The 20,773-nt window shown below is 74.0% G+C and carries 20 protein-coding genes; 7 read left to right on the top strand and 13 right to left on the bottom strand.

Annotation, left to right across the window (positions count from 1 at the left end):
• The first annotated feature begins 75 nt into the window (after positions 1-75).
• Positions 76-1,449, top strand: a complete 1,374-nt coding sequence (locus ACSNOA_RS17745) for a glycosyl hydrolase family 18 protein (protein ID WP_436659693.1) — start codon at positions 76-78, stop codon at positions 1,447-1,449.
• A gap of 19 nt (positions 1,450-1,468) precedes the next feature.
• Here the strand turns inward: ACSNOA_RS17745 and ACSNOA_RS17750 are convergent, their stop codons facing one another.
• Positions 1,469-2,350 carry a winged helix-turn-helix transcriptional regulator gene (locus tag ACSNOA_RS17750; RefSeq protein ID WP_436659695.1) on the bottom strand — a complete coding sequence of 294 codons (882 nt, stop codon included), beginning with the start codon at positions 2,348-2,350 and terminating at the stop codon, positions 1,469-1,471.
• A gap of 87 nt (positions 2,351-2,437) precedes the next feature.
• On the opposite strand from ACSNOA_RS17750, the gene ACSNOA_RS17755 reads away from it, so the two are divergent.
• From ACSNOA_RS17755 to ACSNOA_RS17765, 3 genes are all read left to right on the top strand, one after another.
• A complete protein-coding gene (locus tag ACSNOA_RS17755) occupies positions 2,438-3,703 on the top strand; it encodes an MFS transporter (RefSeq protein WP_436659697.1) in 1,266 nt (421 codons plus the stop codon).
• Between the two features lie 118 nt (positions 3,704-3,821).
• Positions 3,822-4,055, top strand: coding sequence for a hypothetical protein (locus tag ACSNOA_RS17760; protein WP_436659699.1), 234 nt, complete (start codon positions 3,822-3,824; stop codon positions 4,053-4,055).
• A 53-nt stretch (positions 4,056-4,108) separates the two neighbouring features.
• On the top strand, positions 4,109-5,029 hold the full coding sequence (locus ACSNOA_RS17765) for a 5'-3' exonuclease (protein WP_436659701.1): 921 nt from the start codon (positions 4,109-4,111) through the stop codon (positions 5,027-5,029).
• A gap of 188 nt (positions 5,030-5,217) precedes the next feature.
• Here ACSNOA_RS17765 and ACSNOA_RS17770 read toward each other — a convergent pair whose 3' ends face one another.
• Complete coding sequence (locus ACSNOA_RS17770; RefSeq protein WP_436659703.1) at positions 5,218-8,019, bottom strand: DEAD/DEAH box helicase; 2,802 nt, start codon at positions 8,017-8,019, stop codon at positions 5,218-5,220.
• A gap of 86 nt (positions 8,020-8,105) precedes the next feature.
• Between ACSNOA_RS17770 and ACSNOA_RS17775 the strand changes: the two genes are divergently transcribed.
• A complete protein-coding gene (locus ACSNOA_RS17775) occupies positions 8,106-8,876 on the top strand; it encodes an HAD family hydrolase (RefSeq protein WP_436659705.1) in 771 nt (256 codons plus the stop codon).
• A gap of 34 nt (positions 8,877-8,910) precedes the next feature.
• Here the strand turns inward: ACSNOA_RS17775 and ACSNOA_RS17780 are convergent, their stop codons facing one another.
• The 6 genes from ACSNOA_RS17780 to ACSNOA_RS17805 all read right to left on the bottom strand — a co-directional run bounded on the left by ACSNOA_RS17780 (position 8,911) and on the right by ACSNOA_RS17805 (position 13,769).
• Positions 8,911-9,837, bottom strand: a complete 927-nt coding sequence (locus ACSNOA_RS17780; RefSeq protein WP_436659707.1) for a diacylglycerol kinase — start codon at positions 9,835-9,837, stop codon at positions 8,911-8,913.
• Positions 9,838-9,943: 106 nt separating this feature from the next.
• Positions 9,944-10,840: a twin-arginine translocase subunit TatC gene (tatC, locus tag ACSNOA_RS17785; protein WP_436662346.1), complete on the bottom strand. Its 897-nt coding sequence runs from the start codon at positions 10,838-10,840 to the stop codon at positions 9,944-9,946.
• Positions 10,841-10,921: 81 nt separating this feature from the next.
• Positions 10,922-11,212 (bottom strand): Sec-independent protein translocase subunit TatA, encoded by a 291-nt coding sequence (gene tatA, locus ACSNOA_RS17790; RefSeq protein WP_120782627.1) that lies wholly within the window; start codon positions 11,210-11,212, stop codon positions 10,922-10,924.
• A gap of 265 nt (positions 11,213-11,477) precedes the next feature.
• Entirely contained in the window at positions 11,478-11,720 is a 243-nt protein-coding gene (locus tag ACSNOA_RS17795) for a hypothetical protein (RefSeq protein ID WP_436662347.1), read from the bottom strand.
• Between the two features lie 16 nt (positions 11,721-11,736).
• Positions 11,737-12,774 carry a helix-turn-helix transcriptional regulator gene (locus ACSNOA_RS17800; RefSeq protein WP_436659710.1) on the bottom strand — a complete coding sequence of 346 codons (1,038 nt, stop codon included), beginning with the start codon at positions 12,772-12,774 and terminating at the stop codon, positions 11,737-11,739.
• Positions 12,771-13,769, bottom strand: coding sequence for a helix-turn-helix transcriptional regulator (locus ACSNOA_RS17805; protein ID WP_436659712.1), 999 nt, complete (start codon positions 13,767-13,769; stop codon positions 12,771-12,773). Before ACSNOA_RS17805 ends, ACSNOA_RS17800 begins: the two co-directional genes overlap by 4 nt.
• 134 nt (positions 13,770-13,903) lie before the next feature.
• On the opposite strand from ACSNOA_RS17805, the gene ACSNOA_RS17810 reads away from it, so the two are divergent.
• Positions 13,904-14,902: a cation diffusion facilitator family transporter gene (locus tag ACSNOA_RS17810; protein WP_436659714.1), complete on the top strand. Its 999-nt coding sequence runs from the start codon at positions 13,904-13,906 to the stop codon at positions 14,900-14,902.
• A gap of 66 nt (positions 14,903-14,968) precedes the next feature.
• Positions 14,969-16,054, top strand: coding sequence for a DUF3866 family protein (locus ACSNOA_RS17815; protein ID WP_436659716.1), 1,086 nt, complete (start codon positions 14,969-14,971; stop codon positions 16,052-16,054).
• Between the two features lie 27 nt (positions 16,055-16,081).
• Here ACSNOA_RS17815 and ACSNOA_RS17820 read toward each other — a convergent pair whose 3' ends face one another.
• From ACSNOA_RS17820 to rfbA, 5 genes are all read right to left on the bottom strand, one after another.
• A complete protein-coding gene (locus tag ACSNOA_RS17820; RefSeq protein WP_436659718.1) occupies positions 16,082-17,221 on the bottom strand; it encodes an oxalate decarboxylase family bicupin in 1,140 nt (379 codons plus the stop codon).
• 258 nt (positions 17,222-17,479) lie between these two features.
• Positions 17,480-17,674 (bottom strand): hypothetical protein, encoded by a 195-nt coding sequence (locus ACSNOA_RS17825; RefSeq protein WP_436659720.1) that lies wholly within the window; start codon positions 17,672-17,674, stop codon positions 17,480-17,482.
• Positions 17,675-17,743: 69 nt separating this feature from the next.
• Positions 17,744-19,102: a Pup--protein ligase gene (gene pafA, locus ACSNOA_RS17830; protein ID WP_120782635.1), complete on the bottom strand. Its 1,359-nt coding sequence runs from the start codon at positions 19,100-19,102 to the stop codon at positions 17,744-17,746.
• A 69-nt stretch (positions 19,103-19,171) separates the two neighbouring features.
• The gene (locus ACSNOA_RS17835; protein WP_436659723.1) at positions 19,172-19,795 is read right to left on the bottom strand and encodes a dTDP-4-dehydrorhamnose 3,5-epimerase family protein; all 624 of its coding nucleotides are present in this window, start codon (positions 19,793-19,795) and stop codon (positions 19,172-19,174) included.
• A gap of 55 nt (positions 19,796-19,850) precedes the next feature.
• On the bottom strand, positions 19,851-20,732 hold the full coding sequence (gene rfbA / locus ACSNOA_RS17840) for a glucose-1-phosphate thymidylyltransferase RfbA (RefSeq protein WP_436659725.1): 882 nt from the start codon (positions 20,730-20,732) through the stop codon (positions 19,851-19,853).
• Positions 20,733-20,773 lie beyond the last annotated feature (41 nt).

Below are 20,773 nucleotides of genomic sequence, written 5' to 3' on the forward strand. Positions count from 1 at the left end.
TCGGCGGCCCTTGTCCCTGCGGCCCGCCGGCCCGTGGTGGCACCCCACCGCGACCCGTCCACGGGAAGGCCCCCGATGTCCTCACCACGCCCCCGCCGATCAGCCCTCGCGGCCGGCCTGCTCGCGCTGGCCACCGCCGGCGCCACCCTCGCCCTCTCCCCCGCCACCGCCGAGGCCGCGGTGCTGCCGAACGGCTTCAAGAGCGTCGGCTACATGCCGTCCTGGAGCGGCGACGTCAACGCCATCCAGTACAACAAGCTCACCCACATCAACTACGCGTTCGCGCTGCCCACCAGCAGCGGCGGCCTCAACCCGGTCGAGAACCCCGGCAAGCTGTCGCAGCTCGTGTCGCTCGGGCACGCCAACAACGTCAAGGTGTCGATCGCGATCGGCGGCTGGAACGACGGCAACGACTCGGCGTTCGAGGCGCTCGCCGCCAACTCCGGCACCCGCACCACGTTCGTCAACAACGTGGTCAACTTCGTCAACCAGTACAACCTCGACGGCGTCGACATGGACTGGGAGTACCCCGACCCGGGCACCTCGGCCAACAACTACAGCCTGCTCATGTCCCAGCTCGGCAGCGCCCTGCACAGCCGGGGCAAGCTGCTCACCGCCGCCGTCGTCTCCGAGGGCTACTACGTGCAGGGCGTGCCGACCAGCGTGTTCGGCGCCGTCGACTGGCTGAACATCATGGCGTACGACGGCGGCAGCCCGCACGCCAACTACGACTGGTCGATCAACGCGGTCAACGGGTGGAAGGCGCGCGGCCTGCCGGCGAGCAAGGCCGTGCTCGGCGTGCCCTTCTACAGCCGGCCCGGCTACTACACCTACTCGGCGCTCGTGGGCATGGATCCGGCCAACGCCAACCGGGACTGCACCACGGTCGCCGGCACCCAGCAGTGCTACAACGGCATCCCCACCGTCAAGCGCAAGACGCAGTGGGCGCTGGCCAACGCCGGCGGCATGATGAACTGGGAACTGTCGCAGGACCGCAACGACGGCACCTCCCTCGTGAGCGCCATCTACGAGACCGTCATGGGCGGGGGCACCCCGCCGCCGAGCGGGCGGACCGGCCCGATCACCGGCATCGGCGGCAAGTGCGTCGACGTGGCCTCGGCCAGCACCGCCAACGGCACGGCGGTCCAGCTCTGGACCTGCAACGGCAGCGCGGCCCAGCGCTGGACGGTGGGCGGCGACGGCACCCTGCGGGCGCTCGGCAAGTGCGCCGACATCGCCGGCGGCGGCACCGCCAACGGCACGAAGGTCCAGCTCTGGGACTGCAACGGCAGCGGCGCGCAGGTCTGGCAGGCCCAGTCCAACGGGACGCTGCGCAACCCGCAGTCGAACAAGTGCCTGGACGCCACCGACAACAGCTCCGCCGACGGCACCCGGCTGCAGATCTGGGACTGCTTCGCCGGCGCCAACCAGCGGTGGGTCCTGCCCTGACCCTCGCCGCGGGAGCGGATCAGGCCGGCCGGCTCCGGTGGACGAAATCGAGCATCTCGTCCACCGAGCCGGCCGGGTCCGTCACCGGGAACTGGACGGCCCGGACCACCGCGGCCGGGTCGACGAGCAGCGTCATCCGCTTGAGCCGTGCCACACCGCCGGCGCGGAAGGTTGGCAGCAGCAGCCCCGCCGCCAGGCGACCGTCCTGGTCCGACAGGAGCGGGAACGGCAGCCGGGCGTACGCCGCGAAGTCGGCGAGCTGGTCGGGACGCTGGGTGCTGACGCCCCGTATCTCGGCGCCGGCGGCCCGGAACTCGGCGTAGCGGTCCGCGTAGGTCGCCGACTCGAGCGTGCAGCCCCGGGCACCCGGGATCTCCTCCCACCCCGGCGGGTAGCCCGCGCTCCCCGGCGGGTACGCCCCGGGAAAGCAGTAGAGCACCGTCCACTCGTCGGCCGCGGCCAGCGCGACCGGCGACCCGTCCGGCCCGGGCAGGCTCACCTCGGGCAGCCGACGCCCGACCAGGTCGTGCGCCCGCCGCGCCTCGGCCGAGCCGGCCGCTGCCGTCGCGGTGAGTCCGCCGTCGCCCATCACGTGCCGGGTCCCCCAGTCCTGCAACGCGATCAACGCCGGAAGCAGGCCCTCGCCCTTGCGGGTGAGCAGGTAGTCGAAGCGGGGCGGGTGCTGTGAGTACGGCCGCCGTTCCAGCACGCCGTGCGCGACCAACGCGCCGAGCCGCTCGGTCAGCGCCCGCCGACTGACACCCAGCTCCCGTTGCAGCGCGTCGAAGCGGGTCGTTCCCCCGGCCACGTCCCGCACGATGAGGAACGTCCACCAGTCGCCCAGGACGCCCAGCGCCTGCGCGATGCCGCAGTCGGCGTCCGCGAGGTCGGCCCGTCGCACATCCCACCTCCCGCACTCGGATCCACTTCGACTATAGTCCGTTCCAGTTTGGAACTCTCTGGTTCGCGTCCGACGGGGGTAGGTGACTTGGACATCGAGGGCCGAGCCGGGGTGTTCTGGCGGTGGTGGACCGCGTTCACCACGAGCGCGCTCGGGTCAGCGGTCGGCGCCGTGGCGCTGCCGCTGACCGCGCTGACCGCGCTCGACGCCACGCCGTTCCAGATGGGGCTGATCGCCGCCGCCAGCTACGTGGCCTGGATCGTGATCGGCCTGCCCGCCGGGGTGATCGCGCAGCGACTACCCCTGCGCGGCACCCAGGTCGCCGCCGACCTCGCCCGCGCCGTGGCCGTCGCGTCGGTGCCGCTCGCCTGGTGGTGGGATCAGCTCACGATCGCCCACCTGGTGGTCACGGCGCTCGTGGTCAGCTTCGCCAACGTGCTGTTCGACGTGGCCAACGCGACCTTCCTGCCGAGCATCGTCGACCGCGACCAGTTGCAGGCACGCAACAGCCTCACCTCGGCCACCCACGCCGCCACTCAGCTCAGCGGCCCCTCGATCGGCGGCTTGGCCGTGCAGGCGCTGGGCGCCGTGCCCACACTGCTGGTCGACGCGATCAGCTACCTGGCCTCCGCGGTGCTGCTGCGCACCCTGCCCGCCCGCCGCGCGGACGCGCCGGCGCACACGCCGCCCATGAGCGAGCTGATCCGGCAGGGCTGGCGCTTCGTGGCGTACCACCCGGTCATGGGCCCCGGCATGTGGGCCGCGACGGCCGTCAACTTCGTGTGCGGCGCGCAGCTCGCGCTCTACCCGCTCTACCTCGTCCGGGAGCTGCACGCCCCGGCCGGACTCGTCGGCGTGCTGCTCGCGGTCGAGGGCGTCGGCTCGCTGGTCGGCGCGGCGCTCACCCCACGCATCACCGGCCGGCTCGGCACCGCCCGGGCGCTGGTCGTCTCGTGCCTGGTCGCCGTCGGCGGCGCGTTCCTCGTGCCCCTGGGCACCGGCTGGCCGGCGTACGCGGCCTTCGCCGTGGGCAACATCGTCTTCGCCTGCGGCGTGGTGGTGCTCAGCGTGACCACCCGGACCTACCGGCAGATCGCCAGCCCACCCGATCTGCTCTCCCGGGTGATGGCCACCGTCCGGTTCGTCTCCTGGGGCGCGATCCCGGTCGGCGGCCTGGCGGCCGGTGCGCTGGCCGGGCCCATCGGCGCCCGGGCCACCCTGCTGGTCTTCGCGGCCACGGTCGTCTGCGCTCCGCTGGCGCTGCTGCTCTCCCCCGTCCGCCGGCTGCGCGACCTCACCGACCACGACCGGGACGCCGCGCCCGCACCGACCCCGGAACCCGCCGGCCGGTGACCCGGCCTCGTCGGCGCCGGGCCGCGACGCGCATACCCGTTCCCGGTCCGGGTCGGCCCGCCCGTCGATAGCCTGACACGAGGCGCCCGTACGGGGAGCGGGACCGGGAAGGACCGACGTGGCAGATGACAGGCCGGCGCGGCACGCGGCACGGCGGCGATGGCCGTTGTGGGCCGGAGTGCTCGCGCTGGCCGGCCTGGTGCTGCTCGTGATCGGCCTCACCGTGGCCGACGGCGTGGCGGCCTGGGTCGAGGTCATCGTCGCCGTCGTCCTCCTGGTCACCAGCTACCTGGTGCAGGCCGTGGCCCGCCGGGCGGTCCTCTACGGCGACCGGGGCGACGACCGGCGCTGACCGCCCGGGCCGGGTGCTGTCGTTCGTCGGTGGGCTGTGCCAGGCTGTCCCGCGTGGCACACCGACCTCCGATCCTGCTGATCGACTCCCCGAGCCTCTACTTCCGGGCCTACTTCGGCGTCCCCGAGTCCGCGGCCCGGGCCGAGGACGGCACCCCGGTCAACGCGGTGCGCGGCTTCCTCGACATGCTCGCGACCCTGGTCCGCACCCGCCGACCCGACCGGATGGTCTGCGCCATGGACCACGACTGGCGGCCCGACTGGCGGGTGGCGCTGCTGCCGTCCTACAAGGCGCACCGGCTGGCCCCGGAGGGCGGCGAGGTCGTGCCCGACACGCTCACCCCGCAGGTGCCGGTGATCCTCGACGTGCTCGCCGCGATCGGCATCACCACCGCGGGCGCCGCCGGCTACGAGGCCGACGACGTGCTGGGCACGCTCTCGGTTACCCAGCCCGCACCAGTCGAGGTGGTCTCCGGCGACCGCGACCTGTTCCAGCTGGTCGACGACGCGCGACCCGTCCGCCTGCTCTACGTGGGCCGCGGCGTGGCCAAGCTCGACGACTGCGACGACGCCGCCGTCCAGGCACGCTACGGCGTGCCCGCCGCGCGCTACGCCGACTTCGCGGCGCTGCGCGGCGACCCGAGCGACGGGCTGCCGGGGGTCCCCGGCGTCGGGGAGAAGACCGCGGCGCGGCTCATCGAGCGGTACGGCGACCTCGCCGGCATCCTCAGCGCGCTCGACGACCCCCGGTCCGGTTTCGCCCCGGGCCTGCGCACCAAGCTCGCGGCCGCCCGTGACTACCTGGCGGTGGCGCCGAAGGTGGTCCGGGTGGCCCTCGACGTGCCGCTGCCGGAGCTGCCCACCGCGCTGCCGACCGCCCCCGTCGACCCGGACGGCCTCATGGATCTGGCCCGCCGGTGGAACCTCGCCGGCTCGACGCGCCGCCTCGTCGACGCGCTCGCCGACCGCCCCTGACGCCACCGCCGGCGGCAGGACATGGCACCCGCGCCTGGCGCCCGGAAGCGGTGTCCCGTCGCGCGTGATGACTAAGAGGCATAAATATGCCTCTGAGTCATCAGACTCGTCAGGTGACCAGTGGCCGGACCGCGGGCCGGGTACCCACACCGCCACCCACGGCCGGCCTCCGACCCGTCGGGCGCCCGTCAGGCGGCGGCGTGGTACGCGAGCACGCCCCGGTTGACCGCGGCGATCGCCTGCCGTGCCGTGGACCGCAGGTCGGCCGACGCGCCGCCGGAGTCGGCGAGCTGCCCCAGCAGGTCGACCACCTGCCGCGCCCAGCGGACGAAGTCACCGGCCGGCATCTCCCCGTCGATCTCGTGACCGCTCGCCAGCACCTTGGCGAGGGCCTCGCCCCGGGCCCAGCGGTAGATCGGCCAGGCGAAGCCGAGGTCCGGCTCGCGGGTCACGGCGAGACCCCGCGCGGCCTCGTCGGCCTCGATGTCGCTCCACAGCTTCATCGTCTCGTCCACCGCGTCGGCCACCGGGCCGCGCGGCAGAGACGCCCGCTCGTCCACGTCGCGGCGGGCCTCGAAGACCACCACCGACACGGCGGCCGCCAGCTCGGCCGGGGACAGCCCGTCCCACACGCCGCGGCGCAGGCACTCGGCGACCAGCAGGTCCGCCTCGCTCCAGATCCGGCCCAGCATCCGGCCGGCGTCGGTGACCTCACCGGTTGACGTCAGGTAGCCGCGGGCGGTCAGCAACGCCACGATCCGGTCGAAGGTGCGGGCGAGCGACCCCGTCCGCCCCGCCACCCGCTGCCGCAGCTCCTCGGTGTCACGCTCCAGCCGGCGACGCCGCTCGGCCCAGCGGGCGTGCTCCTCCCGGTCCGGGCAGGCGTGGCACGGGTGCCGCCGCAACTCGGAGCGGAGCTGGCTGAGCTGGTGGTCTTCGCCGACCGGCTGCCGCGACCGGCCGCCGCGGCGGCCCGCGTGCCGGTCCAGCCCGGTGGCGCTCACCGCGGCAGCCAGGTCCCGGCGGGCCGCGGGCGACCGGTGGTTGAAGTGCTTCGGCACCCGGATCCGGGCGAGCACCTCGGCGGGGGTCGTGAAGTCGCTGGGGCTCACCCGCCCCGCCCAGCGGTCCTGCGTGAGCACCAGCGGACGCGGCTCGCCGAAGCCGCCGGTCGCCGGGTCGAGCACCACGGCGAGCCCCGCCCGACGCCCGGAGGGCACCCGGATCACGTCGCCGACCCGCAGCCGCTCCAACGACGTCACGGCCGCCGCCTTGCGCTGGGACTGCCCCTGTCGGGCCAGCGCCCGCTCTCGATCGGCGATCGCCACCCGCAGGGCGAAGTACTCGTCGAAGTCGCCGTGGTGGCAGGCGGCCTCCACGCCGTACGCCTCGATGGTCTCGGTGTTGCGCTGCACCTGTCGGGCCAGGCCGACCACCGACCGGTCCGCCTGGAACTGGGCGAACGACGACTCCAGCAGCGCCCGCGCCGGCTCCGCGCCGACCGTGCCCACCAGGTTGACGGCCATGTTGTAGGAGGGCCGGAAGCTGGACCGCAGCGGGTACGTGCGGGTGGAGGCCAGGCCGGCCACGTGCCGCGGGTCCGTCTCCGGGGACCACACCACCACGGCGTGCCCCTCGACGTCGATGCCCCGGCGGCCGGCCCGGCCGGTGAGCTGCGTGTACTCCCCCGGCGTCAGGTCGACGTGCGCCTCGCCGTTGTACTTGACCAGCCGTTCCAGCACCACGCAGCGGGCCGGCATGTTGATGCCCAGCGCGAGGGTCTCGGTGGCGAAGACCGCCTTGACGAGGCCGCGGACGAAGAGCTCCTCGACGACCTCCTTGAACGCCGGCAGCATCCCGGCGTGGTGCGCGGCCAGGCCGCGTTCCAGGCCGTCGAGCCACTCCCAGTAGCCGAGGACCGCCAGGTCCTCACCGGGGATGGCCGTGACACGCGACTCGACCACCCGGCGGATCTCCGCCCGCTCCTCGGGCGAGGTGAGCCGCAGCCCGGCGGCGAGGCACTGCTGGACCGCCGCGTCGCAGCCGGCGCGGCTGAAGATGAACAGGATCGCCGGCAGCAGGCCCTCCCGGTCCAGCCGGTCGACGATGTCGGGGCGCAGGGGGCCGCGCCACCGGGGGCCGCGCCGGCCGCCACCCGGGCCGGCGCTGCGCCCCTCGCCCAGTTCCAGGCGGCGCATCGTGTCCCGCGTGTAGCGCAGCAGCTCCGGGTGGACGTCGTGCTTGCGGGCCGCGTCGGCGTCGTGGAACAGGTCGAACATCCGCTTGCCGACCAGCATGTGCTGCCACAGCGGCACCGGCCGGTGCTCACTGACCACCACTGCCGTCTCGCCGCGGACGGTGACGAGCCAGTCGGCGAACTCCTCGGCGTTGGAGACGGTGGCCGAGAGGGACACCAGGGTCACCGAGGCGGGCAGGTGGATGATCACCTCTTCCCACACGCCGCCGCGGAACCGGTCGGCGAGGTAGTGCACCTCGTCCATCACCACGTAGGCGAGGCCCTCGAGGGTGCTCGACCCGGCGTAGAGCATGTTGCGCAGCACCTCGGTGGTCATCACCACCACCGGCGCGTCGCCGTTGATCGCGTTGTCCCCGGTGAGCAGGCCGACCTTATCGGCGCCGTAGCGGTCGACCAGGTCGTGGTACTTCTGGTTCGACAGCGCCTTGATGGGCGTCGTGTAGAAGCACTTGCGTCGGCCGCCGCCCGCGCCGGCCTCCGCGCCGCCGGCCGGGGCCGCGGCCCCGCCGCGCAGCGCCAGGTGTACGGCGAACTCGCCGACCACGGTCTTGCCGGCGCCCGTGGGGGCGCAGACCAGCACACCGCTGCCCCGCTCCAGCGACTGGCACGCCTCCCGCTGGAAGTCGTCGAGATCGAATCCCAGGTCAAGGGTGAACTCTTCCAGCGCCGGGAACTGGGAGGCCTGCGCGGCCCGGCGGCGCGCCGCGGCGTACCGCTCGGCGGGACTCGACATGGCACCAAGATTAATGCGTGCCGGGGCACGGCACCGGACAAGGCCGACCGGACCGGCCGTCGGAGGCGGTCGGTAGGGTGCACGACGTGCCGGAGCAACCCGAACCATCCCAGACATCCGCCCCGGGCGGCGACCGTTCGGCCGCCCGTCCACAGCCGTCCCGCCGGCCGGTCAAGGCGGTGCTCTTCGACTTCCACGGCACGCTCGCGCAGGTCGAGGAGCCCCGCGAGTGGGTGCTCCGGGCCGCGGCCGCGTGCGGGGTGGAGCTGGAGCCGGTCCGCGCCACCGCGCTCGCCGACCGGCTGCTCACCGCCGGCCGGGCGGGCGGCCCCCTGCCCGCCCGGGTGCCGCCCGGGCTGGCCGAGCTGTGGGCCGACCGGGACCTCTACGAGCACGCCCACCGGGGCGCCTACACCGGGCTCGCCGAGACGGTCGACGCCGGCATCGAGGGGTTCGCCGACGCGCTCTACGAGCGGGTGCTGGTGCCCGAGGGCTGGGTCCCCTACCCCGACACCGCCCCGACGCTCGCCGCGCTGCGCGACGCCGGCATCCGGGTCGCCGTGGTGAGCAACATCGGCTTCGACCTTCGGCCGCTGTTCGACGCGTGGCGGCTCACCGGCCTCGTCGACGCGTTCGTGCTGTCGTACGAGGTGGGCCGCTGCAAGCCCGACCCGGCCATCTTCCTGCGCGCCTGCGGGATGCTCGGCGTCGACCCGGAGGAGACGCTGATGGTGGGTGACACACCGGCCGACGCCGGCGCCGTGAAGGCCGGTTGCGCCGCGCTCGTGCTGCCCTGCGCCGACGCGGGCCGGCCCAACGGCCTCGGCGCGGTGGTCGACCTGGTCCTGCGCGCCTGAGCCGACCGGGCCCCCGGCGCCGCGCGGGCACGGGTCACCGCAGCAGCCGCAGCGCGCCCGGCACGGCGGTCACCGTCACCGGCAGCTCCAGCGTCCGCTCCCCGTCGGCGTACGTGGTGATGCCCTCGGCCGCCAGCTCCATTGTCCGGACGCGGTAGCTCGTCACGAGCGGGTGCCGAACGTGGGTGCCCTGGTAGATGCTCGGCTTCAGCCGGAGCAGCGTGCGCCGGTCGAGGCGGCCGCCGACCACCACGTCGAGCAGGCCGTCGGCCGGGTCGGCGTCCGGGCAGATCCGCATCCCGCCCCCGTAGCTGGGGCAGTTGCCCACGGCCACCAGGACCGCGTCCACCTCGTGCGGCTCGCCGTCGAGGCGAAGCTTGTACCGGCGGGGACGCAGCCGGGCCAGCTCCACGAGGATCGCGAGGTCGTACCGGCGGGGCCCCCGCGGCCAGCGCATCCGGTTGGCCCGTTCGTTGACGATCGCGTCGAAGCCGGCGGCCAGCACCGCCCCGTACCAGCGGGTCGGACCGGTCGGGCCGGTGAGCCGCGCCAGGTCCACCGGCCGGGCCCGACCGGCGCGCAGCGCGCCGGCGATGACCTCGGCAGCGGCGAGGGGGTCGGGCGGGTACCCGGTGTCGGTGGCGAAGTCGTTGCCCGTGCCCGCCGGCACGGGACCGAACGGTACCGCGGTGTCCGCGACGGCCTGCAGCGCGCGGTGCACGGTGCCGTCCCCGCCGACCGCGACCAGCGCGGCCACCCCGTCGGCCACGGCGGCGTGGCACACGGCCTCGGCCTGCTCGGCGCTGCGCGCCTCCAGGAGCCGCACCTCCCGGCCCGCGCTGGCCAGCCGAGACAGCAGCGCCGGCAACAGACCCCGGTGCCGGCCCCGGCCGGCCGCCGGGTTGGCGAGCACCGCCACGGGACCGTCGGGGTCGGCGGAGGGGTGATCTTTCGCGGTCACGGCCGAGAACCTACCGGTACGGCGAACGCCGCCCGGTGCGGGCGGCGTGCGCGCGTCAGCGTGTCGTGCGGGCGCTCCGGGCGGATGCCGGCGCGGTGACGCAACGTCACGTCATGTCGTCGTACCGGCGCTCGATCGGCGCCGGCGAGGCGATCGGCTCGGGCGCGTCGATCGGCCCGGACGCGTCGACGCGCTGCCCGGCCTCGACCGGCTCCGGGTCGAGATCGAGCGGCGACACCTCGTCGTCGCCGATGCCCGCGTAGACCTCCCGGCCCCGGCCACGCCGCCGGTCGTTGACGAACGCCACACCCACCGCGCCGAAGTACAGCGCGGAGAGGCACACGGCGAGGGCCGTCATGCCGAACGGGTCCGGCGTCGGGGTGACCACCGCGGAGAACGCGAAGAACACGAAGATCGCCACCCGCCACCAGCTCAACAGCCGCTTCGCGCTGGCCAGGCCCACGAAGTTGAGCATGAGCACGATGAGCGGGAACTCGAACGCCACCCCGAACAGCAGGATGAGGTTCGTGACGAACGAGATGTAACGGGTGATGTCGAGGGTGGTGGTGATCTCTTCGCTGTTGGTGACGTTGAGCAGGAACGCCAGGCCCTTGGCGGTCACGAAGTAGGCCAGCACCGCGCCGGCCGCGAAGAGCGGCGCGGCGAGCCCGGTGAAGACGTACGCGTAGCGCCGCTCGTGCTTGTGCAGGCCGGGCGCGATGAACGCCCAGAGCTGGTAGAGCCAGATCGGCGCCGCGATGATCAGACCGACCCACAACCCGATCTTCAGGTTGAGCAGGAAGAGGTCCGCCGGCCCGAGCTGGACGAAGTTGCACCGGCCGTCTGCGAGCCGCGAGTTGGGCAGGTCGCAGTAGGGCTGCTGCAACAGGTGCAGCACCGGCCCGCCCAACCAAACGATCCCGAGGATAAAACCGACCAGGATGGCCAGGGAGGCGCGGAACAGGCGGTTGCGCAGCTCCCGGATGTGCTCGATGAGCGTCATCGAGCCGTCGGCGGCCCGCTGGAAGTTGTTCGAGCCGCGCTTACGTAGCGCGAAGGCCGCCACGGTCTTCGGGCCCCTCGGTCAGTTGTCGCGGACGCGCTGCACCGGGTCGACGACCGGCTGCTGCGGCGGGGCCTGGTAGGTCGCCTGCGGCTGCTGCGCGGCCTGCGGCGGCAGCGGCTGGTAGCCGGACTGCGCGTCGGCCTTCTCGGCCAGGTCGCGGTCGTCATCGTGCAGGCTCTTCGTCTCGGCCTTGATGATCCGCAGGGACCGGCCCAGCGAGCGGGCCGCGTCGGGGAGCCGCTTCGCGCCGAAGAGCAGGATCAGCACGACCACGAGTACGGCGATGTGCCACGGCTTGAGGGCACCCATGGGAAGCTCCAGTCGCTTGTGAGACAGCAGGGGTGTAACGGAGCCCATCGTACGTGCGTCTCGGCCCGTTGCCACCCGCCGGGAGGCGGTGGTTCTCCCCGGCCGGTGAAGTCTTGACCAACCCGGAGTGTCCCGTCAACCACCCGCCCGGGTTCGAGCCTGCGCGCGAGCGGGCGGGACCGCGCGGCGACGCGACACCCGTCGATCGACGGGCCGACGGCGGCGAACCGGACGGCGGGGCACGGACCCGCCGGAAGGCCCCCGGTCAGCCGCGACGTCTGGCCTGGATCAGCTCGACACGCTGCTGGACCGTGGCAAGCTGCTGCTGGAGCGTCTCGGCCCGCTCCCCGAGCGCCTCCGCGGACCCGGCGAGCGCCTGCGCCTCCGCCTGGCGGCGCTGTAGGGCCACCGCGGCGCGGCGCAGCGCGGGCAGCCGGGTCAGCACGGCCCGGACAGCCACGGCGAGCACCACGAGGGCGAGCAGCACCACGGCGAGCACGATCCACATCACCACGGCGGTCAGCCTACCGGGGGCCGGCCGCCACCGCCGGGTCGGCGGCCGGGTCCGGGTCGCGTCGGGTGGCGGGCGCGGGACGGGCGTACGCGTCCAGCGCCGCCGTGGCCGCGGCCCGGACCTGGTCGGCCAGCTCGGCCGGGGCGACCACGGTGACGTCCGGGCCGAGGCCCAGCACGAACCGGCGCGCCCAGTTGAGGTCGGTGACCCGCAAGGAGACGAGCCACTGGTCGCCCTCGCCGGGCTCGACGCGCTCGCACGGGTAGTACTCGGTGATCCAGCGTTCGCCGCGGCCGATGCGCAGCGTGATCAGCGGCAGGTCCGGCGAGGGACGGAACACCCCCTCGGTGAGGTCGTGCGGACGCGCCTGCGGCGGCACGACGGCCGGCTCGTCGAGCTCGGTGACGGCGTCGATGCGGTCGGCCCGGAACATCCGGACCGCCTCGGCGCGGCGGCACCACGCCTCGACGTACGCCCGACCGCCGACCATGAGCATGCGCAGCGGGTCGATGGTGCGCTCGGTGGTCTCGTCGCGGGCCGCCGTGTAGTAGGTGATCCGCAGGGCCCGACCGCGCTCGACGGCCGCCCGCAGCTCCTCCACCCGCCGCGTGTCGGCCGGCAGCCGCACCTCGACGGGCGCGGCCACGAGGTCGCCGCCCGCGTTCTCGATCTTGGCGAGGGCGCGCTCCACGGCCTCCCGGTTGGCCACCCCGGGCGTCTCGGCCAGCATCCGCAGGGCAACCACCAGGGCGAGCGCCTCGTCCGGGGTGAGCCGCAGCGGCCGGTCGATGCCGGCGTCGTAGGTGATGGTGACCCGGTCGCCGTCGAACGCCATGTCGATGAGGTCGCCCGGCCCGTAACCGGGCAGCCCGCAGACCCAGAGCAGCTCCAGGTCCTCCCGCAGCTGCCGCTCGGTGACCCCCAGGTCGCCGGCCGCCTCGGCGATCTCGATGCCGGGGCGGGCCAGCAGGTAGGGCACGAGGTTGAGCAGCCGGGCCAGCCGGTCGGCGGAGGCGCGGGACCCGCCCCGCGCGGCGGGCCGGGTCATCGGTGGCCCCCCGCGGCCGCGAGGTCGTCGTGGCGGGTGGCGATCTCCTTGAGCCGCTGGATGATGGCCTCGCGCAGCTCCGGCGGGTCGAGCACACGGACGTCCGGGCCGTAGCCCACGAGGTGGCCGGCGAGCCAGTCCGGGTCGGCGTACGGCAGGACGAGCCGGTCTCCCTCGGGCCCGGCGGTGACGTCCACCGCCCAGCGACGCAGCCCCGCGGCCCGGCCGGGGGCGGCGAGCACGACGGCGCGCCCGGTGCGCTCGACCGGGCCGGACCACCGCGCCACGTGGCTGATGAGGTCGACGCCGGCCGGCGGCTCGTAGGCGCCGGCATCGCTGGTGACCCGGACCGGGCCCACCACCCGGGAGAGCCGGAAGCAGCGGGTCGCGTCCCGGTCGAGGTCGTGGCCGACCACGTACCACCGGCCCCGCCAGCAGACCACGCCCCACGGCTGGAGCCGGCGGCGGGTCGGGGCGTCGCGGTCGGGCACCCGGTAGTCGAAGCCGACCTCCCGGCGGTCGCGGGCGGCGGCCGTGAGCGGCGCGAACGCCGGGTCGACGGTGACCATCGGCTCCAGGCCCAGCGTGGCCTGCGGGTCCACGTCCACGCCCGCGGCGCGCAGCTTGGCCAGCCCCGAGGACGCGGCGGCGGCGAGGCCCGCGTGCTGCCAGAGCCGGGCGGCGATGCCGACGGCGGCCGCCTCGTCCGGCTCGAGGGGGATGTCCGGCAGGGCGTACTCGCGGGGCGCGATGCGGTAGCCGGGCTCGGCGTCGAAGACGCTCGCCGTGCCCGTCTCCAGCGGAACGCCCAGCTCGCGCAGCTCGGCCTTGTCCCGCTCGAACTTGCGCTGGAACGCCTCGTGGTCACGCGCGTCGTCCGGATCGTGCTCGTAGCCGGGCACGGTCGCGGCGATCTGCGCGGCGGTCAGGAACCGGCGCGTGGAGAGCAGACAGATCACCAGGTTGACCAGGCGTTCGGTACGGGTCCGGGACACGGGTAGACGCTAGCAGCCAGCGCGCCGTGGGCGTGCACCCACGCGGGCGCGCCGGCTGACCGATGCGAATGGCGTACGGCACGGCCGGCGCCGCTCCCCGGGCGGTCCGGCGCGGGCGGCCATAGGGTTGCCGCATGTCCGAAGCGGAGGCCAAGTCCGAGAGCGTCGGCACCGTCGTCGTCGCCGGTGCCGCGAACCTCGCCATCGCGGCCGCCAAGCTGGTGGCCGGCCTGATCTCCGGGTCCGCGTCGATGCTCTCCGAGGCCGCGCACTCGGTGGCCGACACCACCACCGAGGTGCTGCTCTTCCTGGCCCTGCGCCGCGGCGCGCGGCCCGCCGACGCCCGGCACCCGTTCGGGTACGGCAAGGAGAGCTACGTCTGGGCCTTCTTCGCGGCCGTGTTCACGTTCGTCGGCGGCGCCGGCTTCGCGATCACGCACGGCGTCACGACCATCCTCGTGCACGAGCACAGCGGCGACTACCTCGTCTCGTACGTGGTGCTGGCCGTCTCGTTCGTCATCGAGTCGGTGTCGCTGGCCCGGGCCGCGCGCCAGGTGCGCCGCGAGTCACGCCGCTGGCGGACCACGCCCCGGCGGTACCTGCGGCTGACCGCCGACACCACGGTGAAGGCCGTCTTCCTGGAGGACAGCGCCGCGCTCATCGGGCTGATCCTGGCCGGGCTGGGCGTCGGCCTGTCCGAGCTCACCGGCGACGAGCTCTGGGACGGCGTCGCCTCGGTCCTCATCGGCGTGCTGCTGCTGGTCGTCGCCGCGACCCTCGCGTACAGCAACCTCTCGCTGCTGGTCGGGCGCGCGGTGCCGGAGCGGATCCGGCGCGAGATGGAGCAGTCCCTGGCCGGGCTGCCGGAGGTCGAGCGGGTCGGCACGCTGTTCACGATGCAGCTCGGCCCCGAGGACATCCTGGTCGCCGCGAAGGTCGACTTCCGCGACGACGCCACCGGCGCGGCCATCGAGGCCACCGCCGACGAGGCGGAACGGCGGCTGCGGGAGCGTTACCCGGAGATCCGGTACCTGTTCCTCGACCCGACGGGCGGCCCGCTCCGCGCCCGTGCGGCTCGTCGCGAGCCGGAGGCCCCGCTCGGGGACGGCCCCGTGGACCCGGGCCTGCGCTGAACGCGCGACGCAGGGCCCGCGGCCCCGGGCGCGGGCGCTCCGGGTCGCGCCGCTAGCGTGCCCGTCATGGTGCGATGGCGGTCCGGGACGGTGACGGCGCTGCGGCGGCAGTGGGCCGGGGCGGTGGAGCTGGACGTGGCCCTGCCCGACGGCACCACCATGCGGGCCCTGGCCTACCCGCACCTCGTGGGCCGTCCCGAGCCCGGCGACCGGGTGCTGCTCAACGCCGGCGCGCTGCTCATGGGACTGGGCACCGGCGGGTACGCCCTCGTGGTGGCGCTGCCGGACCGGCTGCCGCCGGACCCGCCGCAGGCCCGTGACACCCGCGACGCCGGTCACCTCGTGAAGACCCGCTACACCCCGCTGCAGCCGATCCTGCTGGGCGTCGACGAGGAGGCCTCGCCGCACCGCGCGGTGCTGGAGGCCGCGGAGGACCTCGGCGGGATGCCGGTGGTCACCGCCGACCTGCACTCGGCGCTGCCGGCGATCCTCGCCGGCGTCCGCGCGGACGCGCCGCACGCCCGCGTCGCGTACGTGCTCACCGACGGCGGCGCGCTGCCGGCCTGGTTCTCCCGCACCCTTGCCGGGCTGCGCGACGACCTGGTGGGCACGATCAGCGTCGGGCAGGCCTTCGGCGGCGACCTGGAGGCGGGAACGCTGCACAGCGGGCTGCTCGCGGCCCGGCACGTGCTCCACGCTGACGTCGCGGTCGTCGCCCAGGGCCCCGGCAACCTCGGCACCGGCACCCGCTGGGGCTTCTCCGGGGTGGCGGTCGGGGAGGCGGTCAACGCTGCCGCCACGCTGGGCGGCCGGCCCGTGGGCTCGCTGCGCGTCTCGGCGGCCGACCCGCGCCCCCGCCACCGTGGGGTGTCGCACCACAGCCTCACCGCGTACGGCCGGGTGGCGCTGGCCTCCGCCGACCTCGTGGTGCCCGACGGCCTCGACCCGGCCCTCGCCGGCGAGGTGGACGCGGCGCTGGCGCCCCTCGCCGCCCGGCACCGGATCGTCCGGGTCGCCACCGACGGGCTGGACGCCGCCTTGCGGGCGAGCCGCGTGCCGCTGTCCACCATGGGCCGCGGCCTGGACGCCGACCACGCCTACTTCCTCACGGCGGCGGCCGCCGGCCGGCACGCCGCCGCGCAGCTCGCGTGACCGGCGTCCCCGGTCACCGGGCCCGGGTCAGCGGACGACGGGCCGCTTCTCCCGCGGCAGCCCGGCGATCACCTCCGGAGGCAGGTTGATCGTGTCCGCCACCACCTCGGCCGGCGTGTTCGCCATCCACTGGCTCAGCGAGATGTCGGCGAACCGGGGCGTGCGGAACATCTCCAGGTAGACCAGCGGCTCCGATCCGAGGTTCTCGATGTAGTGGCCGTACGCGAAGGGCACGTACCCGACGTCGCCGGCGCGGAAGTCGAAGGTGCGGGCCGCGCCGGTGCTCGCGAAGACGCCCATCCGGCCCTGCCCGGAGATGTAGTACTGCCACTCGTCGTCGGTGGGGTGCCAGTGCATCTCGCGCAGCCCGCCCGGCTGGACCTCGACGAGGGCCGCGCAGATGGTGGTGGCCGCGGCGAACGTGGAGACGTCGGCCACGCGGACCGTGCCGCCGGGAAACCGCTGCGGCTCCTGGGCGTGCATCCGGTGGCTGAAGGTGCGGGGAACGTCGCCGGTCGGACTGATCACCCGGTCCCGGTCCAGCCGCGGCGGAAGCTGCCCCGAGAAGATGTACTTCTCCCGTTCGGGCAGCCGGTCCAGCAGCTCCGGCGCCCAGCCGAAGTTCTTCGCCAGCACCTCCCGGGGGGTGTGCGCGAACCAGTCGCTGATGAGGAAGGTGCCGTTCTCGGAGAAGGCGCCGTCGTCGAAGACCAGCAGGAACTCGACGCCCTCGTCGAGGGCCTGGATGTGGTGCGGCACCCCCTGCGGGAAGAACCACAGGTCCCCGGCGCCGACGTCGTCGAGGAAGTTGCGTCCCTCCTGGTCGACCGCGCTGATGCGGCAGCTGCCGCGCAGCACGTACGCCCACTCCGACTGCTTGTGCCAGTGCAGCTCCCGGTAGGCGCCCGGCTCCAGCGCCATGTCGACGCCGCTGAGTTCGGTGGCGACGGGCAGCTCCCGCTGGGTGATCTCGCGGGTCCAGCCACCCTGCTCGATCCGGGTGTGGGCGTCGGCGAAGGAGAACCGCAGGTTCGGCACCGTCCCCGCGTCCGTGGCGGGCGGGACGAGCAGGTCCGGGTTCTCCCGGTCCCGCACGACGTCCCGCGGCCCCGGGTCACGCCAGCCCCTGCCGCCGCGCTCCGGCTGCGGCACCCTCGTGTCGTTCATGATCGCCTCCCGCGTCGTGGCGTCCCGGTGGTCGCCGGCGCGGGCCGGTTCGGGGAGCACGGGCGGCGGACTCGCGGCGACGACGGCGGCCGATTACCCGCCGCGGCGACCCGACCGGGCCAGGCGCTGGCCCACGCGGGTCACCCCTGTCCTCGCCGCGATCGTGCAGTTCGGGCCCGTGGTTCGCGGCTGTCGACCGGTATGCCCGGGCAACACGTGCACGATCGCGGGGTGCGGAGGCGGTCGCCGGTGGTGCCGTCAGGCGAGGAAGATCAGGGCGAGCCAGCCACCGACGATCAACACCAGCGCGAGCGCCAGCACCCACGTGGGGACGGTGTACTCGCCGCGCCGGTTCCGTTCGATCTCGGCGCGGATCTTCTCACGGCGGCGCTCCACCCAGTTCTGGCGCTGCCGGCCGCTCTCGGTGGGCTCGGGCCTCGGGGATGTCGTCATGGCCCGGTCAGCGTACCCGGCCGGCCGCCGCGGCGACGCGCGCCACCGCGCCGGCCGGCCGGGACACCGTCACATGCTGGCGATGAGCCGCTCGACCCGCTCGTCGTACGCCCGGAACGGGTCCTTGCAGAGCACGGTGCGCTGCGCCTGGTCGTTGAGCTTCAGATGGACCCAGTCGACGGTGAAGTCGCGCCGCTTCTCCTGCGCGTGCCGGATGAACTCGCCGCGCAGCCGGGCGCGCGTCGTCTGCGGCGGCGTCTCCTTCGCCTCGAAGATCTCCGGGTCGGTGGCCACCCGGTCCACCTCGCCACGCCGCTCCAGCAGCGCGTACAGGCCGCGGCCGCGGCGCAGGTCGTGGTAGGCCAGGTCCATCTGCGCCACCCGCGGGTGCGACAGCGGCAGGTCGTGCTTGCGCTGGTAACGCTCGATGAGCCGCAGCTTGGTCACCCAGTCGATCTCCCGGGCCACCGGCTCGAGGTCGCCGGTCTCCACCGCCCGCAGCACCCGGCCCCACAGCTCCACCACCCGCTTGGCGGTCTGGTCGCCGCCGCGGCGCTCCACGAACTCCGTCGCCTTGGCGAGGTACTCCTGCTGGATCTCCAGGGCGCTGATCTCCTTGCCGGACGCGAGCCGCACCTTGCGCCGGCCGGTGATGTCGTGCGACACCTCCCGGATCGCGCGGATCGGATTTTCCAGCGAGAGGTCGCGCATCACCACCCCGGCCTCGATCATGCGCAGCACGATGTCGGCCGTGCCGACCTTCAGCAGGGTGGTGACCTCGTTCATGTTCGAGTCGCCGACGATCACGTGCAGCCGCCGGTAGCGCTCGGCGTCGGCGTGCGGCTCGTCCCGCGTGTTGATGATCGGCCGGCTGCGGGTGGTCGCCGAGGACACGCCCTCCCAGATGTGCTCGGCCCGCTGGGACAGGCAGTAGACCGCGCCGCGCGGGGTCTGCAGCACCTTGCCCGCCCCGCAGATCAACTGCCTGGTGACCAGGAAGGGGATCAGCACGTCGGCCAGCCGGCCGAACTCGCCGTGCCGGGAGACCAGATAGTTCTCGTGGCAGCCGTACGAGTTTCCCGCCGAGTCGGTGTTGTTCTTGAATAGGTAGATCTCGCCCGCGATGCCCTCGTCGTGCAGCCGCTTCTCGGCGTCGACGAGCAGCCCCTCCAGGATCCGCTCACCGGCCCGGTCGTGCGCGACCAGGTCGACCACCGAGTCGCACTCGGGGGTCGCGTACTCGGGGTGCGACCCGACGTCCAGGTAGAGCCGGGCGCCGTTGCGCAGGAAGACGTTGCTGGACCGGCCCCAGGACACCACGCGGCGGAAGAGGTAGCGGGCCACCTCGTCCGGGGAGAGCCGCCGCTGCCCGCGGTAGGTACAGGTGACGCCGTACTCGGTCTCGAGGCCGAAGATTCGCCGTTCCATGGTGTGACATTAGCCGCCCGGAGGGCCCGTTCGTCACTGTCACACCACACGTCGTGCGCGGTGGTGCGGTCAAACCCCGTCCGACCGCGACATACCGTCCGGCCCGAGGGTCGCCACGTACGCCCGGCAGGTCTCGTAGTCCGGCAGCAGACCGCTCTCGCGGGCCTGCGCGAGCGTGGGCGCCGCGGCGTCGCGGGCCGACAGCTGCGGGACCTCGGCCGGCCACCGGATGTCCAGGTCCGCGTCGAGCGGGTGCACCGCGTGCTCGCCCGACGGGTTGTAGGTGGTCGAGCAGAGGTAGCTGAGCGTCGCGTCGTCGGTCAGCGCGCAGAAGCCGTGGCCGAGCCCCTCGGCGAGGTAGACGGCGCGGCGGTCGGCGTCGTCCAGGCGGACGCCCTCCCACCGGCCGAAGGTCGGCGAGCCGACCCGCAGGTCGACCACCACGTCCAGTACGGCGCCGCGTACGCACGTCACGTACTTCGCCTGGCCGGGCGGGACGTCGGCGAAGTGGATGCCCCGCACCACGTCCCGGGCCGAGACGGAGAGGTTGCCCTGCGCGAGCCGCAGCGGGTGCCCGACCGCCTCGGCGAGGCGGTCGAAGCGGTACCACTCCATGAACAGGCCGCGCGGGTCGCCGTGCTGCTGCGGCGTGATCTCCCACGCGCCGTCGATGCTCAGCGGCCGGATCTTCACAGCGCCATCTCCGTTCGCGACTGCGGGGCTCGCAAACCCGGCTCACTCCTCGCGCTCACCGGCCCACCGCCTCGGACTCCGCGAGCAGCCCGAGCAGGTAGTCGCCGTAGCCGCTCTTCGTCAGTGGCGCGGCCAGCGTCCGCAGCTGCTCGTCGTCGATGAGGCCGGCCCGCCAGGCGACCTCCTCCACACAGCCGATCTTGAGGCCCTGGCGCTCCTCGATGACCCGGACGAACTCGGCGGCCTGCATCATTGAGGTGAACGTGCCGGTGTCCAGCCAGGCGGTGCCGCGGTCGAGCACGGTGACGGACAACTCGCCCATCTCCCGGTACGCCTCGTTCACCGCGGTGATCTCCAGCTCGCCGCGCGCGCTCGGGGTGAGCTTGCGGGAGATGTCGACCACCCGGTTGTCGTAGAAGTACAGCCCCGGCACCGCGTACCGGGACTTCGGCCGCGCCGGCTTCTCCTCGATCGAGAGCACCTTGCCGTCGGCGTCGAAGTCGACCACGCCGTACGCCTCCGGGTTGGCCACCGGGTACGCGAACACCCGCCCGCCGATCAGGTCGCCGTGCGCCACGAGCTGCCGGCCCAGGCCGACGCCGTGGAAGATGTTGTCGCCGAGGACCAACGCGACGGCCTCGTCGCCGATGAAGTCCGCACCGAGCACGAACGCCTGGGCGATGCCCTCCGGGCGGGCCTGGCTCACGTACTCCAGCCGCAGGCCCCACTGGCTGCCGTCGCCGAGCAGCCGCCGGAACTGGTCCTGGTCCTCCGGTGTCGTGATCACCAGGATCTCCCGGACCCCGGCCATCACGAGCGTGGAGAGGGGGTAGTAGACCATCGGCTTGTCGAAGACCGGCATGAGCTGCTTCGACACGGCCCGGGTGATCGGCCACAGCCGTGACCCGGTGCCGCCGGCGAGTAGGATTCCGCGCACCCGAGGAGACTACCGGCCGCGCCGGGAACCGGAGACCCGGG

The organism is Micromonospora sp. URMC 103 (genome assembly GCF_051386435.1).
Classification (GTDB): Bacteria; Actinomycetota; Actinomycetes; order Mycobacteriales; family Micromonosporaceae; genus Micromonospora.